This is a genomic window from Streptomyces composti (assembly GCF_012034205.1).
Taxonomy (GTDB): domain Bacteria; phylum Actinomycetota; class Actinomycetes; order Streptomycetales; family Streptomycetaceae; genus Streptomyces; species Streptomyces composti.
Window position 1 is genome coordinate 121416 of record NZ_JAATEM010000011.1, and the last position, 15448, is coordinate 136863.

A 15448-nucleotide genomic window follows, 5' to 3' on the forward strand; every position below is an offset into this window, starting at 1 on the left:
CGCCGTCCGCTCACCCGGGTGCCCGCGGTGCCCCTACGCCTCCGCCGGCTGGCGCACGTTGGCGCGGACCCAGTCCACGATCGACTGCGTGGTCGCACCCGGCGTGAAGATCTCCGCGACGCCCTTCTCCTTCAGCGGGGGGATGTCCTCCTCGGGGATGATCCCGCCGCCGAAGACGAGGATGTCCGCCGCGTCGCGCTCCTTGAGCAGGTCGATGACGGCCGCGAAGAGCGTGTTGTGCGCCCCGGAGAGGATGGAGAGCCCGATGGCGTCGGCGTCCTCCTGGATCGCGGTGTCGACGATCTGCTCGGGAGTCTGGTGCAGGCCGGTGTAGATGACCTCCATACCGGCATCGCGCAGGGCCCGCGCGATCACCTTGGCCCCGCGATCGTGGCCGTCGAGCCCCGGCTTGGCCACCACCACGCGGATCGGACCGGCTGCCACACCCATCACTGCCTCCATGAAGCGACTACATCCATCCGTACCGACAAGTACCGCACACATCGGTCAAGGCGTACACATCGCGCACGTCCGGAGTCCCCGGTCCGAGCCGGCCGGGGAAGTGAACGAACGTTATCTCCAGCATCGCGCAACCGGCAGTTTCGCGGTGCAGACCGAGGGGGAAATCACACGGTGGGACACGTTCGCCGCGCAGCGTTCCCCGCCGAGCCGCCCGAGGTTCGTCCGGTCCGCGCCCCGCGTGCCCGTGCGGCACAGGGGCATCAGTGGGAACATGCGCATAAGGGATCCGCGACGAGGTCGCCGTACCGCCGCGCTCGGTCCGCGCGCCGTACGCGAGCGCCGGCGACCGCTTTCGCCGCGATTTCCCATGAGGGCACACGGGGGACAGGGCTGTCCTTCGCGTGCCGACAGGAGGTCGGCCCATGAAGGTCACCCAGGCAGCTCTTCCCCTTCTCCCGCTCTGCCGGCGTCTGCTGCCGAGTCGCCTGGCCGGGCTCTCCCTGGCACTGCTGAAGGCCACCGCCCTCGAGCTCGCGATCCTCGCGGGCCATCTGCTGCTCTATCCCGCCGGGATCATCCAGGAGCGCCGCACCCCGGCCCCCGCCCTCCCCGAAGGGGGCGGCGCCGCCCAGCTGCCGACCGAGGCCAAGCCACCGGTGGTGCTGCTGCACGGCTTCATCGACAACCGCTCCGTGTTCGTGCTGCTGCGCCGCAGCCTGGCGCAGCACGGCAGGCAGCAGGTCGAGTCGCTGAACTATTCGCCGCTCACCTGCGACATCCGCAGTGCGGCCGAGCTGCTCGGCCGGCACATAGAGGAGGTGTGCGAGCGCACGGGCCACAGCCAGGTCGACGTGGTCGGGCACAGTCTGGGCGGCCTGATAGCGCGGTACTACGTGCAGCGGCTCGGCGGTGACTCCCGGGTACGGACGGTGGTCACCCTCGGCACCCCGCACGCCGGCACCCGCGTGGCGCCCCTGGCCAACGCGCACCCCATCGTGCGCCAGATGCGCCCGGGCTCGCCGGTCCTCGGGGAACTGCGCCTGCCCGCCCCCGGCTGCCGCACCCGCTTCTACGCCTTCTGGAGCGACCTCGACCACATCATGGACCCGCTGGAGGCGGCCTGCATCGACCATCCGGACCTGATCGCGGAGAACATCCGGGTGAGCGGCGTGGGTCATCTCGCCCTGCCCGTGCACCCGGCGGTGGCGACCGCGATACGGCAGGCCCTGGACACGGCCCACCCCGGAGAGCCGGCCTCCGGCCACGCGGGCGGCCTCACCGTCGCCTGACGGTCACCCGGCCGCACCAGCCCGGGCATCGGACCGGCCGCACCGGTTGTACCGGTCGTACCGGCCGTACCGGTCGCGTCCGGCGACACGCCCGGGCCCCTCGGCCGGACACCGCCGGCGCGTCCACACACCGTTCACCCGAACAACATCCGTCCGACACAGCGAAGTTCGGGCCGCCGCGCACCACTGGTTTCGAACATGGGTCGAACATAGAACCCGCACTCGACCAAAACCGAGCCGAATGCCCGTTTCCTGCGGGCGTGAAACCTGCGGAAGATTGTCGTGCCCGCGTACCGCCGGGTACAGTCGCCGCACTGCTCTGGCAGCCCCTGTTGTCGAGGCGAAAGAGAAGTTGGTGAACGACCGTCACCCGTCGGGGACCATGGCCCCCGATCCGGCTTCCGATGCCGCCTCGGCGCACTATGCGTCGTACGGCGCCCAGGAAGCCCCGTACGGGGACTTCACCACGTACGGCGGCCATGACGCCAATGGTTTTGCCGCCACCGGTTTCGGTACCGGATCGGATACGAGCTTCGCCACCGACCCCCTCTTCGGCGACCTCCCCGGCAGCGGTCACGACTCGGGCTCGTACACCACCGGGCAGTGGACCGCAGGCGTGGACGCGACCGGCCACTACGACGCCTACGCGGCCCAGCACTACGCCACCTACGACAGCGGCTTCTACGACGCCACCCAGTGGAACGGCGAGCAGCAGATCCCCCTGATCCCCACGCAGGGCACCGCGCCCGAGGCCAGCGGCCAGTGGGACGCCGCCGCCTGGCTCCAGCCCGACCCGTCCGACGGCACCGGGGTGCACACCCAGCACTGGGAGTGGGGCACCCAGGCCTTCGACACCGGCGCCTACGACGCCACCCGGTGGAACGGCGAGCAGAGCACCTCCCCCGCGACACCGGAGGCCTACGCGCAGCAGCCCGAGGCGGGCGATGCGCAGGCCACCTCCGCCTTCGACCAGGCGGGCCACCCCGACGGGGCCGGGGCGACCGGGGAGTCCGGGAGCCACGACGACACCGAGACCACCGCGCGGTCGGGCGACACCGGTGAACTGCCCCGGGTGCCCCTGCTCGAGGGGCAGGAGGAGTTCACCCCCGCCTCAGCGCCCCGCCCGGCCGGACGTGCCGCCGCCCGCTCCCGCCGCCGGCCCCCCGCCAAACGCTCCGCGCTGCTCACGGTGGCCGTGCCGTCGGCCTGCGTGATGGGCGTCGCCGGGATCGCCGCGGCCTCCGTGGGCGACCTCACCGACGACGGCGGCCAGGAGACCAAGACCACCGCGGCCGACGCGCAGCCGGTGAAACCGTCCGCCGCCAACGTCAAGCTGGACACCCAGCTGGAGAGCCTCGCCGCCGGCGCCGACGACTTCGCCGACCGGGCCAGCCGCACCCAGGAACGCATCGACCTCAAGGCGCAGCAGGAGGCCGAGCGCAAGCGAGCGGCCGAGGAGGCGGCCCGCAAGGAGCGGCTCCGCCCCAAGTTCGCGCTCCCGGTCGCCCAGCACGGACTGAGCGCCTACTACGGCCAGTCCGGCATCAACTGGATGTCCGTGCACACCGGCATCGACTTCCCGGTCTCCTACGGCACCACGGTGATGGCGGCGACCGACGGCACGGTCCGCACCCAGTACAACCCCGCCTACGGCAACATGATGATCGTGACGGCCAAGGACGGTACGGAGACCTGGTACTGCCACCTCTCCACGTACCGGGTGCCCTCGGGCACGACGGTGAAGGCCGGCGATCCCATCGCCTACTCCGGCAACTCGGGCAACTCCACCGGCCCGCATCTGCACTTCGAGGTCCGGCCGGGCGGCGGTTCGGCCATCGACCCGCTCGCCTGGTTCCGCAGCCACGGCATCGAGCCGACCTGATCGCGCCCGCCGGAACCCGAGCCGCCCGGACCTGACTCGCCCGGCCCCGAGCCGCCCCGACCGCGCTCGCCCATGCCGGGCCGTCCCCGCCACGCCGGCTCGGACCCGGGCCGACCCGGCCGCACCCGCCCGAAGAGGCCCCCGCGTCCGGGCCGGAGCCCCTCCTCACGTCACGGACGTGGCCTGACCGCCGGCTACAGCTTCTCCACCGGCGCGTACCGCAGCAGCAGCCGCTTGGGCTTGGCGTCGCCGAAGTCGATGGTCGCCTCGGCGTTCGCGCCCGTGCCCTTCACCGCGACCACGGTGCCCAGGCCGAACTGATCGTGCGTCACCCGGTCCCCGACCGCCAGCGACACCACCGGCCGGTCCGCGGTGCGGCGGGTGGCGAAGCCCGAGGCGCCCGAGGCCGAGGAGCGGGAACGGGACGACGACAGCGACGCCGCCACCCCGGAGACCGCACCGGACGCCTTCGGCGTGCTCGCGCCCGTCCGCTTCCACTCGACGTACGCGGCCGGGATCTCCTCCAGGAACCGCGACGGCGGGTTGTAGGAGGGCTGCCCCCAGGCGCTGCGCAGCGTCGACCTGGTCAGGTAGAGCCGCTCACGGGCACGCGTGATGCCGACGTACGCCAGGCGCCGCTCCTCCTCCAGCTCCTTGGTGTCGCCGAGGGCGCGCATGTGCGGGAAGACGCCGTCCTCCATGCCGGTGAGGAACACGACCGGGAACTCCAGGCCCTTGGCGGTGTGCAGGGTCATCAGCGTGATGACGCCGGAGCCCTCCTCGTCCTCCTCGGGGATCTGGTCGGAGTCGGCGACCAGCGCGACCTGCTCCAGGAAGTCGGCCAGCGTGCCGGCCTCCCCCTCGCCGCGCTCCTGCTCGAACTCCAGGGCGACAGCGGCGAGTTCCTGGAGGTTCTCGATGCGGGTCTCGTCCTGCGGGTCGGTGGAGGCCTGCAGCTCGGCCAGGTAGCCGGTGCGTTCCAGCACCGCCTCGAGAACGGTCGCCGGCCCGGCGCCGGACTCGACGACGGTGCGCAGCTCCTCCATCAGCGTGTTGAACCGCTTGACGGCGTTGACCGAGCGCGCGGCCATGCCGTACGCCTCGTCGACGCGCTTCAGCGCCTGCGGGAAGCTGATCTTCTCCCGCTGGGCCAGGGCGTCGATCATCGCCTCCGCTCGTTCGCCGATGCCCCGCTTGGGCACGTTGAGGATGCGGCGCAGCGGCACCGAGTCCTCGGGGTTGGCGAGCACCCGCAGGTAGGCGAGGACGTCCCTGACCTCCTTGCGCTCGTAGAAGCGGACGCCGCCGACGACCTTGTAGGGCAGGCCGACGCGGATGAAGACCTCTTCGAAGACACGGGACTGGGCGTTGGTGCGGTAGAAGACGGCGACATCGCCGGCCTTGGCCTCGCCCGCGTCGACCAGGCGGTCTATCTCGTCGGCGACGAACTGGGCCTCGTCGTGCTCGGTGTCCGCGACGTAGCCGGTGATCGGGCAGCCGGCTCCGGCGTTGGTCCACAGGTTCTTGGGGCGACGGGACTCGTTGCGCTCGATGACCGCGTTGGCGGCGTTGAGGATCGTCTGGGTGGAGCGGTAGTTCTGCTCCAGGAGGATGGTCGTGGCGTCCGGGTAGTCCTCCTCGAACTGGAGGATGTTGCGGATCGTCGCGCCGCGGAAGGCGTAGATCGACTGGTCGGCGTCGCCCACCACGCACAGCTCGGCGGGCGGGATCTCGGCCTCGGGCGGCACGTCCACCGGGTGTTCGGTGGGGCCGACCAGCTCGCGCACCAGGGCGTACTGGGCGTGGTTGGTGTCCTGGTACTCGTCGACCAGGACGTGGCGGAAGCGGCGGCGGTAGTGCTCGGCGACGTCCGGGAAGGCGCGGAGCAGATGGACCGTCGTCATGATCAGGTCGTCGAAGTCGAGGGCGTTGGCCTCGCGCAGCCGCGACTGGTAGAGGGCGTAGGCCTGGGCGAGCGTCTTCTCGAAGCCGTCGGAGGCCTGGGCGGCGAAGTCCTCCTCGTCGATCAGCTCGTTCTTCAGGTTGCTGATCTTGGCGCTGAAGGACTTCGGCGGGTAGCGCTTGGGGTCCAGCTCGAGGTCGCGGCAGACCAGCGCCATCAGCCGCTTGGAGTCGGCGGCGTCGTAGATGGAGAACGACGACGTGAAGCCGAGCTTCTTCGACTCGCGGCGCAGGATGCGCACACAGGCGCTGTGGAAGGTCATCACCCACATCGCGTGGGCGCGCGGGCCGACGAGCTGCTCCACGCGCTCCTTCATCTCGCCCGCGGCCTTGTTGGTGAAGGTGATCGCGAGGATCTGCCCCGGATGCACGTTGCGCTCGGCGAGCAGATAGGCGATGCGGTGGGTGAGCACCCGGGTCTTGCCGGAGCCCGCACCGGCCACGATGAGCAGGGGTGAGCCGGAGTGGACGACAGCGGCGCGCTGGTTGTCGTTGAGCCCCTCCAGGAGGGCGGCGGAGTCGGTCACCGGGCGGGGGGCGCCGTCGCGGTAGTACTCCTCGCGCTCCGGCGGCACGTCAAACTGCCCGCCGAACAGATCGTCCGGGAGCGGCTCCGGTACGTGATCGTCCTCGGGTGGTGGCGGCGGCTCGTCCACGGGCCCTTGCCGGGCCTGGAGGTTCGCCAGGAAGCTGTCGTCAAAGAGGCTGCTCATCGCTCTCCGAGTCTAGGGCGCACCACCGACAGCCCGGGTCCGCCCCGGACGATCCGCCGAATCCCGGCGCACCCCCGTCCCGCCCTTCGCGGCCCGCCCCCTCCCGCGGACCCGGCCGCCGGCCCGGACACCGTCGAGCACCGGCCGGGCACCCTGCGTCACTCGAACACGAAGGTCACGAAAATGTATCGGGCATATCGCCCACCAACCTTCACAGGGGCCACACCAGTTGGCTACGGTGCCGACGGGCCGTACGACCCCCACCGGCGAACCTCGCCGGACCGCACGGCCTCCGCCGAGTCCGGCACTGCCGCCCGCGGCACCCGGAGCCGGGGACCCGACCGAGACCTGGGGTGAATCGGCTCACTCCCGCACGGAGCAGCCGTAGGGCAACCCTTCCAAGCACCCGCCCGAACCCGACAGCTAACCCGGTAGGCGGACCATTGGAAGGAGTCGCCTCCCTTGGCGTCGCATCGCAAGTCGCGCACCCCCGGATCACGCGTGGCAGGCATACGCACCCCCGCCCTCGCCACGGCCGCCCTCACCTCCGTGGCCCTGCTGGGCCAGACCGCCGACGCCGCCCCGTCGGACGACAAACCGAGCCTCGAAGAGGTCGAGAAGAAGGTCGGCGACCTGTACCGCCAGGCGGAGTCGGCGACCGAGAAGTACAACGCGGCCAAGGAGAAGACCACCAAGCAGCGCAAGCGCGTCGACTCCCTCCTCGACGACGTCGCCCAGCGCACCCAGAAGCTCAACGAGGCGCGGGAGCAGCTCGGTTCCTACGCCGCCGCCCAGTACCGCACCGGCGCGGGCGTGTCGAACACCGCCACCTTCCTGCTCGCGGACTCGCCGCAGGAGGTCTTCGACCAGAAGCATCTGATGAGCCGGATGACCGGCCGGCAGAAGCAGGCGGTCGACGACTACGTCGAGCAGCAGTCCGCGACGATGAAGAAGCGCAAGGAGGCCACCGAGAGCCTCCGGACGCTCACCGAGTCGCAGAAGGATCTCAAGGCCGCCAAGGCGAAGGTCCAGAAGAAGCTGGCCGCCGCGCGCGAGCTGATGTCGAAGCTGACCGCCGAGGAGAAGGCGCGGCTCGCGGCGATCGAGAAGAAGAAGCAGGAGGAGGCCGCCCGCAAGGCCGCCGAGCTGGCCCGGCAGCAGGAGGAGCAGCGCAAGGCCCAGCAGCAGGCACAGCAGGAGGCCCAGCAGGAGAGCGGCTCGTCCGGCTCCTCCACGGGCACCACCACCACTCCCCCCGCCGCGGACTCCTCGTACGCCACCAAGGCGGAGAAGGCCATCGCCTTCGCCCGCTCCCAGATCGGCAAGCCGTACGTGTGGGGCGCGACCGGACCCGGCTCCTACGACTGCTCCGGTCTGACCCAGGCCGCCTGGAAGGCCGCCGGGGTCACCCTCCCGCGCACCACCTACGACCAGGTCGAGGCCGGCACGACGGTCCCGGTGTCCCAGGCACAGCCCGGTGACCTCGTCTTCTTCTACGACGACGTCACCCACGTCGGCCTCTACATCGGCAACGGCAAGATGATCCACGCGCCGAAGCCGGGCACCTACGTGCGCGAAGAGTCGATCTTCTACGACGGCGAGTCCTCGATCCACAGCGTGGTCCGCCCCGCCTGACGGACAGGCGAGCAGAGTCCGCGGGCGGTGACCCTGCGTGGGTGATCGTGGGCGGGCGCGCGTTGCCCGGCGGGGTGTCACGGGGCGGCTCTTCTAGCATCGGCGCATGTCTCGCCCCTCCCGCCCGTCCCCCTTCCGCGCCTGGTGGGCGCGTCGGTCCCCGGCGGAGGGTGCCGCCGTGATGGCCTGCGGCATCGTGTCGACGGCACTGCATCTGGCGGGGTACGAGGTGCTCTCCCGGATCATGCTCGGGGCGGCCTGCGTCGCCTGGGTGGGCCTGGCGGCGGAGTTCGCGCTGCGCCTGCTGCGGGAGCGCACGCGGTGGCGGGCGGAGGCCCGGACACCGGGCGCGCTCACCGCCGTGGCGGCCACCACCGTGATCGGCTCCCGCTTCGCCGCGGAGGGCTGGACCACGCTCGCCGAGGCGCTGCTGGCGCTGGCCGCGCTGCTCTGGCCGCCGCTGCTCGTCCTGGTGGTGAGGAGCTGGCAGCCGAGAATGCCCGGGGCGGTGTTCCTGTGCTGTGTGGCCACGCAGGGTCTGGCGCTGCTGGCGGCGACGCTGGCCGCGGCCGAGTCGGTGGCGTGGCCGGCGCACGCGGCGCTGGCGCTGTTCTGGTCCGGGCTGGTGCTCTACGCCCTCGCTCTCGCCCGCTTCGACCTGCGGCAGACGACCGAGGGCAGGGGAGACCACTGGGTGGCGGCGGGCGCGCTCGGCATCTCGGCGCTGGCCGGGGCGAGGCTGCTGGCCGCCGACAGCGCGCGGCTGTACCTGTGGAACGCCGACGACGGCCATGTCCTGCGCGTCATGACCATGGTGCTGGTGGTGCTGGACCTGGCCCTGTGCGTGGTGCTGCTGGCCGGCGAGATCCGGCGGCCGCGGACGGCCTACGATCCGCGGCGCTGGTCGACGGTGTTCCCGCTGGGAATGACGGCGACGGCGGCGCTGTCCGCGTCCGCCGTCGTCGACGCCGAATGGCTCGAGGGCCTGGGAGAGGTGCTGGTGTGGATCGCGGTGGCCGCCTGGCTGGCGGTCGCGATCGGCGCGGTCCGCTCCGCGGTCCGGCCGGGACCGGTGCCGGAGGGGATCAGGTCCACAGCACGGCGATGAAGATGTTCGCCGTGGTCAGCAGCCCGACCAGGCCGAACAGCCCCTTGTCCACCTTCTCCTCGTCGCGCTTCACATAGACCAGGCCCAGGATCACGATCAGCAGCGCCAGCTTCACGCCGATCTTGATGTTGTTCACCGAGTGGTCGTCTGCGTGGTTGAGGCCGACCAGGATCACTCCGGTGACCAGCATCGTCAGCGCGCCGTGCAGCATGGCCGGGACGAAGCGGGCGGTGCCGGCCCCCATCGCCTTCATCTGGGTGAGGAAGCCTCCGAGCAGGGAGGCGATGCCGATGATGTGCAGGCCGACGAAGAGGTGGATGAGTACGTCCATGGGCCGGAGCCTAGCCAGCGCCCCCGGCCCCGCCGACACCGGCCCGGCGCTCGGGGGGAGGCCGGGACCGGGCACCGCGGACGCGCGCCCCGTGGCACCGCGGACGCGCTCCCTGGCCCCGCGGACGCGCGCCCCGTGGCACCGAGTACGCGGTGGCACCGGACACGCGCTGCGAGGCAGGCACGCGGGCACGCGCCATAGCACCGGGACCCGCCTCGCCGGCCCGCCTTCGGCATTTCGGTCAGCTCAGCGGTGCAGGCCGTCGTTCCGGCATGAGGATCACGGTCACATACGGTCACCGCACGGTTGTCTCGTGTCACTTCCGCGCAACTGGTCACAGCACCGGCTCAGACCGGTCTAGCGTCCTGCACCAGGTGACCGGCTCCCCACCGCCGCCCGGACCAGGGGCGGCACCCGGACACCACCGCCGAGAGGATCCGGCGGCGGACCGCTCCCCCTGTGCGCACCGCCGCCGGATCATCGCTCAGCTGTTCCCCGTCACGGGGCAGGCGGTCGTCGAAAGGACGTGACGTCCCAGATGGCAGCGCACCGCAGGTCCAGACAGCGCTCGGCGGCCGGTACCACCGCTCGTACCGCCGCCACCCTCGCCCTCGCGGGCGCGGCCACCACCACCGTCCTCGACGGCACGGGGCAGGCCGATCCGCAGCTGACCCCGCAGCAGGCCAAGGCCCGGGTGGACCAGTTGTACCGGGAGGCGGAGGTCGCCACCGAGAAGTACAACGGGGCCAAGGAGAAGGCGGACACGGCCCGGGAACGGGTGCGCAGACTCCAGGACGAGGTGGCCCGCAAGCAGGAGCGGCTCAACGCGGCCCGGTCCGCGCTGGGTTCGGTCGCCACCGCCCAGTACCGCAGCGGCGGCCTCGACCCGGCCCTGCAGCTGGTCCTCTCCGACGACCCCGACGGCTACCTCGACGGCGTCGCGTTCGCCGAGCGGGCGGGCAGCCGCCAGAACGCCGCCGTGAACCGGGTGCGCGCACAGCTTCGGGAGATCGAGCAGCTGCGCGGCGCCGCCCGCGTCGAGCTGAAGTCCCTCGCCTCCCGTCAGGCGCAGCTGAAGAAGCACAAGAAGACGATCACCGGGAAGCTCGGTGAGGCCCGGCGGCTGCTCGCCCGGCTGACACCCGAGCAGCGCGCCGACGACGGCACCGGCCGCGCCGCACGCGCCGCGGCAACCGGCCGGGAGGGCCTGGCCGCGCCCGGCGCCGCCACCGCCCAGGCGCCCAGCCCCCGCGCCGCCCAGGCCGTCTCCTACGCCTACCAGAAGCTCGGCAGCCCCTATGTGTGGGGCGCGACAGGGCCCGACGCCTTCGACTGCTCCGGACTGGTCCAGGCCGCGTACCGTTCCGCGGGCGTCTCCCTGCCCCGCACCACCTACGCCCAGATCAATGCGGGCCGCCGCGTCGCCCGCTCCGAACTCCTCCCCGGCGACCTGGTCTTCTTCTACTCGGGCATCAGCCACGTCGGCATCTACGTCGGCAACGGGCAGATGATCCACGCCCCGAACCCCTCGGCCCCGGTCCGGCTGGCTCCCGTCGACCAGATGCCCTTCGCGGGCGCCACCCGGGTGGGCTGAGCGGCCGGCCGCCCCTGCCGCCCGTCCCGCGTCGCCGCCTCAGACCAGCCGTCGTGCCGTCGCCCACCGCGTCAGCTCGTGCCGGTTGGACAGCTGCAGCTTCCGCAGCACCGCCGAGACATGCGACTCGACCGTCTTCACCGAGATGAACAGCTGCTTGGCGATCTCCTTGTAGGCGTAGCCGCGCGCGATCAGCCGGAGCACCTCGCGCTCACGCTGGGTGAGCCGGTCCAGGTCCTCGTCGACCGGGGGTGCGTCGGTGGAGGCGAAGGCGTCCAGCACGAACCCGGCCAGGCGCGGCGAGAACACCGCGTCGCCCTCCTGCACCCGGAAGATCGAGTCCACCAGGTCCGTGCCGGTGATCGTCTTGGTGACGTAGCCGCGGGCGCCGCCGCGGATCACCCCGATCACGTCCTCCGCCGCGTCCGACACGGACAGCGCCAGGAAGCGGACCGGCTGCTCGGTGTCGTTCATCAGCGCGGCGCAGCGGCGCAGCACCTCGACACCGCCGCCACCGGGCAGGTGCACATCGAGCAGGACGACCTCGGGCCGGGTCGCGGTGATGACCGAGACCGCCTGGTCGACGTCGGCGGCCTCGCCGACCACCTCGACCCCCGTCTGTTCGGTCTGGCCGATCTCGGCCTGGACGCCGGTGCGGAACATGCGGTGGTCGTCGACGAGGACGACCCGCACATGACGCCGTGCGGAGCCGGCCTCCGCGGCCTCGGTCTCCGGTGCCGCTCCGGCCGTTCCGTTCGCCTCGGTCGGCTCACTCATGACGTGTTCTCCGCCCTTTCCATCTCCAGCTCGACCTCCGTGCCGCCGTCCGGCGCCGGGCGGACCCGGGCCGTGCCGCCGTTGCGCTCCATGCGGCCGATGATCGATTCTCTGACGCCCATGCGGTCGGCGGGTATCGAATCGAGGTCGAAGCCGGGGCCGCGGTCGCGGACGGACACGAACACCGTTCTCCCCTCGACCTCGGCGTAGACCTGAACCGCACCACCCTCGCCACCGTACTTGGCGGCGTTCACCATTGCCTCGCGCGCGGCTTGCATCTGCGCGCCCACCTTCTCGTCGAGCGGGCAGTCGCCGACCACGACGACCTCGATGGGGACGCCGTGCTTGTCCTCCACCTCGGCGGCCGTGCGCCGCACGGCGTCGGCCAGGTTGGCCGGCTCGTCGGCCTCGTCCTTGCCGGTGCCCTCCGGCTTGTAGAGCCAGGTGCGCAGGTCGCGCTCCTGGGCGCGGGCGAGCCGGCGCACCTCGGCGGGGTTGTCCGCGTTGCGCTGGATCAGGGTGAGGGTGTGCAGCACCGAGTCGTGCACATGGGCGGCCACCTCGGCCCGCTCCTGCGCGCGGATGCGCATCAGCCGCTCCTGGGAGAGGTCCTGCGTCATCCGCACCAGATAGGGGCCGGCGAGCAGCGTTATGCCGACGAGGACGGCGAGGGCGGCCTGCAGCACCGCGCCGAGGTGGGCCCCGGAGCCCCGCAGTACGAATATCCCGGAGACGCCCGCGGTCACCAGCAGGACGCCCGCGACGGCCCGCAGCAGCGTGACCGTGCGCCGGCGCCGCCCGACCTCCATCCAGCGGGCGCGGCGGGCGTTGTCGGCCTGCCGCCACACCAGCGCCACACCGGCGCCGACCAGGACCAGCGGCCACAGGTAGGCGCGGGCGCCGTCGGTGAGGTTCACACTGCCCACGAACACCATGGCCACGACGACCATGAGGAGCAGCGCGACGATCTGCCCCTTGTCCGGCTTGCGGGCGACGAGCCGGCGGCGGCCGTCCGGCGATATCTCCGTGGTGACCAGCGAGGGCGTCTTCCGCGCGTTCACCCCGCCGACGCCGAGCGGCACGAAGAACCAGAACGCGGCGTACAGCAGCGCGCCGAGACCGTCCGCCGTGGACAGGGCCACGAACGCCAGCCGGACCCAGATGACGGGCAGCCCGAGGTGTCCGGCGAGCCCCCGCGCCACGCCCCCCAGCCAGCGTCCGTCACTGCTGCGGTAGAGCTTGCGCGGCGGCCGCGGCTCGGCTGTGGGCGCAGCTGCGGCTTCCGACATGCCATTGATGGTCACACGCCTGCCCGCCCGGAGCATCAGGGTCGGCCCCGGAGACTCCCCTGATCTCCGCGAGCCCCGCCCTTCGAACATTCCCCCGGCCCCGGCTCAGGGGCATATCAGGGTCGGGCCAGGGTCGTTCCGACTCCCGCCGCGGCGGCTCGCCCGTCACCATGGACGCATGACGGATCACCAGCACGCCGCGCCGGATCCGGGACCCGGCTCCGGCCCGCGCCCCGGGCAGGGCGCAGGGCCGCGGGACGCCGCACCCGGCGCGGCCGGCGCGCGCCCGCACGAGCAGGCGGACGCGCGGGCGAGGCAGGGAGCGACGGCCGGAGCCACCGCCCCGCCGCCGGACGAGGCCGGTGAGCCCGCGCCCGAGCCGCCCCACCGCTTCCGTCGCGACCGCAGTCACCAGATGATCGGGGGGGTGTGCGCCGGGCTCGGCCGGCTGTGCGACATGGACCCGGTGATCTTCCGGATCACCCTCGCCGTGCTGTCCGCCACCGGCGGCATCGGCCTGATCTTCTACGGCTTCGCCTGGCTGTTCGTCCCCTATGACGACGAGGAGGACGAGCACGAGTTCCGCAGGCTGCTCACCGGCCGGGTCGAGGGTCACACGCTGGCGGCCGTGCTGTTCGCCCTGGTCGGCTGCGGTGTCTTCCTGACCATGCTGAACAACGGCGGTGTGCTCAGCTTCGCCGTCATACTGTCCCTCCTGCTCGCCGGCGCCGGGTACTGGTCCCGGCACCGCGGCGCCCCCAGCCCCGACCCGGTGACCGCCCAGGCCACGGCCGACGCCCCGCCGGAGGCGCAGGCCCCCCCGTTCCCCACGGCCTACCCGTCCTGGTGGCGCGACCCCATCGTCAAGGACGGCACGCATGTCGGCGGCACCGGCTACCTCTGGGGCCCCCGCGACTCCCACGAGCGCGACGTCGCCGCCGCCCTCGACGTCAGCCTGGGCACCCACGCAGGCACCACCGCCCAGACCCCGCGCCCCCGCCCGCCGAGACCGCGCGGCCCCCGCGGGATCGGCGGCTGGGTCTTCCTGCTCGCCCTGGCGGCCGCCTGGCTCGGCACCCAGCTCACCTGGGACACCCAGTCCCTGAGCAGCAGCCTGCAGACCGGGCTGGCCTGCGCCCTCGCCGTTTTCGGCCTGGGCATCGCGGTCAGTGCCTTCCTGGGCCGCACCGGCGCCGGATCCATCGTCCTCGCCGTCATCACGGCGGGCCTGCTCGCCGCCTCGGCAGCCCTGCCGAACGACCTCACCACCGAGTGGAACCGCACCACCTGGAAGCCCGCCTCGACCGCACAGATACGCCCCTCCTACGAGCTGGGCGCCGGCACCGGCACGCTGGACCTGTCCCGGATACGCGTCCCCGAGGGCAGAACCGTCACGGCCTCGGGCCACGTGGGACTGGGCCGCATCCATGTGATCGTCCCGCGGGATGCGACCGTGAAGCTCGACATCGACGTGGGTCTCGGCGACATCCAGCTGCCGGGCGACGACAAGAAGGACGTGGATGTGGCACCGGGCAAGCAGAAGAGCCTGACCCTCGAGGGGACCGGCGAGTCCGGGACGCTCCGCCTCGATCTGCACGTCGGAGCGGGGCAGGCGGAGGTGAGCCGTGCTGCGTCATGAGTTCCAGCCCGGCCGGCTGGTCGCGGGCGTCGTCCTCCTCCTCACCGGACTGCTCTACGCCGGGGATGCGCGCGGGGAGTGGGACATCCCCTGGTTCACGCTCATCCCCGTCGTCACCGGCGGTCTCTGCCTGGCGGGCGCGCTGGGAGTGCTCGCCCGCCTCATACGCCGGCGCGACGAGCCCGGTGCCCGCAGCGAGGAGGGCTACCGGTAGCCGCCCCTGCGTTCCCTTCGCCGTGCCCGCAACGCGGCGTCGATGGACAGCACGGGAGCGCCGGCCAGCACCAGCGGGATCCACGCCATGAGATACGGAAGGTCGTTCCCGAAGTAGTACGGATCGGCGGACCAGCTGACGGTCAGCCACAGGCTCAGCGAGATCAGCGCGCCTCCGAACGCGGCGAGCCGGGCGAGCAGCCCCAGCAGCGTGCCGATCCCCACCGCCAGCTCACCGAAGGCGATCGCGTAGCCGAAGCCCGCGGGATTCTCGAGGGCCATGTCCACCATCGCCGGAATGGCGGAGGAGTCCCTGACGCTCCGCATCATGTCCCCGATGGATCCCGCCCCGGAGTCCTTCATGAACGCGCTGTCGGTCAGCTTGTCCAGGCCGGCGTAGACGAAGGTCACGCCCAGGAAGATTCTCAGGGGGAGCAGTGCGTAGCGGGTGGCGGTGTCCCGCCAGTCGCCGTCTCCGTCCAGTGGGGGGCCGTACGCGTCCGATCGCCTACCGTGAGTCATCGCTCTTCGCCGCCTCTCGCCGCCCTGCCGAG

General features: G+C 72.1%; 13 protein-coding genes and 1 riboswitch. Of the genes, 7 read left to right on the forward strand and 6 right to left on the reverse strand.

Annotation, left to right across the window (positions count from 1 at the left end):
* Positions 1-33: 33 nt before the first annotated feature.
* The gene (icmB, locus tag HCJ93_RS11210; RefSeq protein ID WP_167993705.1) at positions 34-450 is read right to left on the reverse strand and encodes a coenzyme B12-dependent isobutyryl CoA mutase small subunit; all 417 of its coding nucleotides are present in this window, start codon (positions 448-450) and stop codon (positions 34-36) included.
* A gap of 434 nt (positions 451-884) precedes the next feature.
* Between icmB and HCJ93_RS11215 the strand changes: the two genes are divergently transcribed.
* On the forward strand, positions 885-1751 hold the full coding sequence (locus tag HCJ93_RS11215) for an esterase/lipase family protein (RefSeq protein WP_167993707.1): 867 nt from the start codon (positions 885-887) through the stop codon (positions 1749-1751).
* Positions 1752-2106: 355 nt separating this feature from the next.
* Positions 2107-3633 carry a M23 family metallopeptidase gene (locus tag HCJ93_RS11220; protein WP_167993709.1) on the forward strand — a complete coding sequence of 509 codons (1527 nt, stop codon included), beginning with the start codon at positions 2107-2109 and terminating at the stop codon, positions 3631-3633.
* Between the two features lie 194 nt (positions 3634-3827).
* Here HCJ93_RS11220 and pcrA read toward each other — a convergent pair whose 3' ends face one another.
* Entirely contained in the window at positions 3828-6308 is a 2481-nt protein-coding gene (gene pcrA, locus HCJ93_RS11225; RefSeq protein WP_167993711.1) for a DNA helicase PcrA, read from the reverse strand.
* Positions 6309-6591: 283 nt separating this feature from the next.
* Positions 6592-6763: riboswitch (cyclic di-AMP (ydaO/yuaA leader) on the forward strand.
* A gap of 7 nt (positions 6764-6770) precedes the next feature.
* Between pcrA and HCJ93_RS11230 the strand changes: the two genes are divergently transcribed.
* Both HCJ93_RS11230 and HCJ93_RS11235 read left to right on the forward strand, forming a co-directional pair.
* Complete coding sequence (locus HCJ93_RS11230; RefSeq protein ID WP_167993713.1) at positions 6771-7943, forward strand: C40 family peptidase; 1173 nt, start codon at positions 6771-6773, stop codon at positions 7941-7943.
* Positions 7944-8049: 106 nt separating this feature from the next.
* A complete protein-coding gene (locus HCJ93_RS11235) occupies positions 8050-9051 on the forward strand; it encodes a tellurite resistance/C4-dicarboxylate transporter family protein (RefSeq protein WP_167993715.1) in 1002 nt (333 codons plus the stop codon).
* Here HCJ93_RS11235 and HCJ93_RS11240 read toward each other — a convergent pair.
* On the reverse strand, positions 9029-9382 hold the full coding sequence (locus HCJ93_RS11240; RefSeq protein WP_167993717.1) for a hypothetical protein: 354 nt from the start codon (positions 9380-9382) through the stop codon (positions 9029-9031). The two genes, HCJ93_RS11235 and HCJ93_RS11240, sit on opposite strands and share 23 nt — an antisense overlap.
* A gap of 538 nt (positions 9383-9920) precedes the next feature.
* On the opposite strand from HCJ93_RS11240, the gene HCJ93_RS11245 reads away from it, so the two are divergent.
* A complete protein-coding gene (locus HCJ93_RS11245) occupies positions 9921-10976 on the forward strand; it encodes a C40 family peptidase (RefSeq protein ID WP_167993719.1) in 1056 nt (351 codons plus the stop codon).
* 39 nt (positions 10977-11015) lie between these two features.
* Here HCJ93_RS11245 and HCJ93_RS11250 read toward each other — a convergent pair whose 3' ends face one another.
* Together HCJ93_RS11250 and HCJ93_RS11255 are read right to left on the reverse strand one after the other, a co-directional pair.
* The gene (locus HCJ93_RS11250; RefSeq protein ID WP_167993721.1) at positions 11016-11753 is read right to left on the reverse strand and encodes a LuxR C-terminal-related transcriptional regulator; all 738 of its coding nucleotides are present in this window, start codon (positions 11751-11753) and stop codon (positions 11016-11018) included.
* Entirely contained in the window at positions 11750-13042 is a 1293-nt protein-coding gene (locus HCJ93_RS11255; protein WP_167993723.1) for an ATP-binding protein, read from the reverse strand. The genes HCJ93_RS11250 and HCJ93_RS11255 overlap by 4 nt, the downstream gene beginning before the upstream one ends.
* Before the next feature lie 178 nt (positions 13043-13220).
* Here HCJ93_RS11255 and HCJ93_RS11260 point away from each other — a divergent pair, with 178 nt between their 5' ends.
* Both HCJ93_RS11260 and HCJ93_RS11265 read left to right on the forward strand, forming a co-directional pair.
* A complete protein-coding gene (locus HCJ93_RS11260) occupies positions 13221-14681 on the forward strand; it encodes a PspC domain-containing protein (protein ID WP_167993725.1) in 1461 nt (486 codons plus the stop codon).
* Entirely contained in the window at positions 14668-14895 is a 228-nt protein-coding gene (locus HCJ93_RS11265) for a hypothetical protein (RefSeq protein WP_167993727.1), read from the forward strand. The genes HCJ93_RS11260 and HCJ93_RS11265 overlap by 14 nt, the downstream gene beginning before the upstream one ends.
* Here the strand turns inward: HCJ93_RS11265 and HCJ93_RS11270 are convergent.
* Complete coding sequence (locus tag HCJ93_RS11270) at positions 14886-15416, reverse strand: DoxX family membrane protein (RefSeq protein WP_167993729.1); 531 nt, start codon at positions 15414-15416, stop codon at positions 14886-14888. The two genes, HCJ93_RS11265 and HCJ93_RS11270, sit on opposite strands and share 10 nt — an antisense overlap.
* Between the last annotated feature and the right edge of the window lie 32 nt (positions 15417-15448).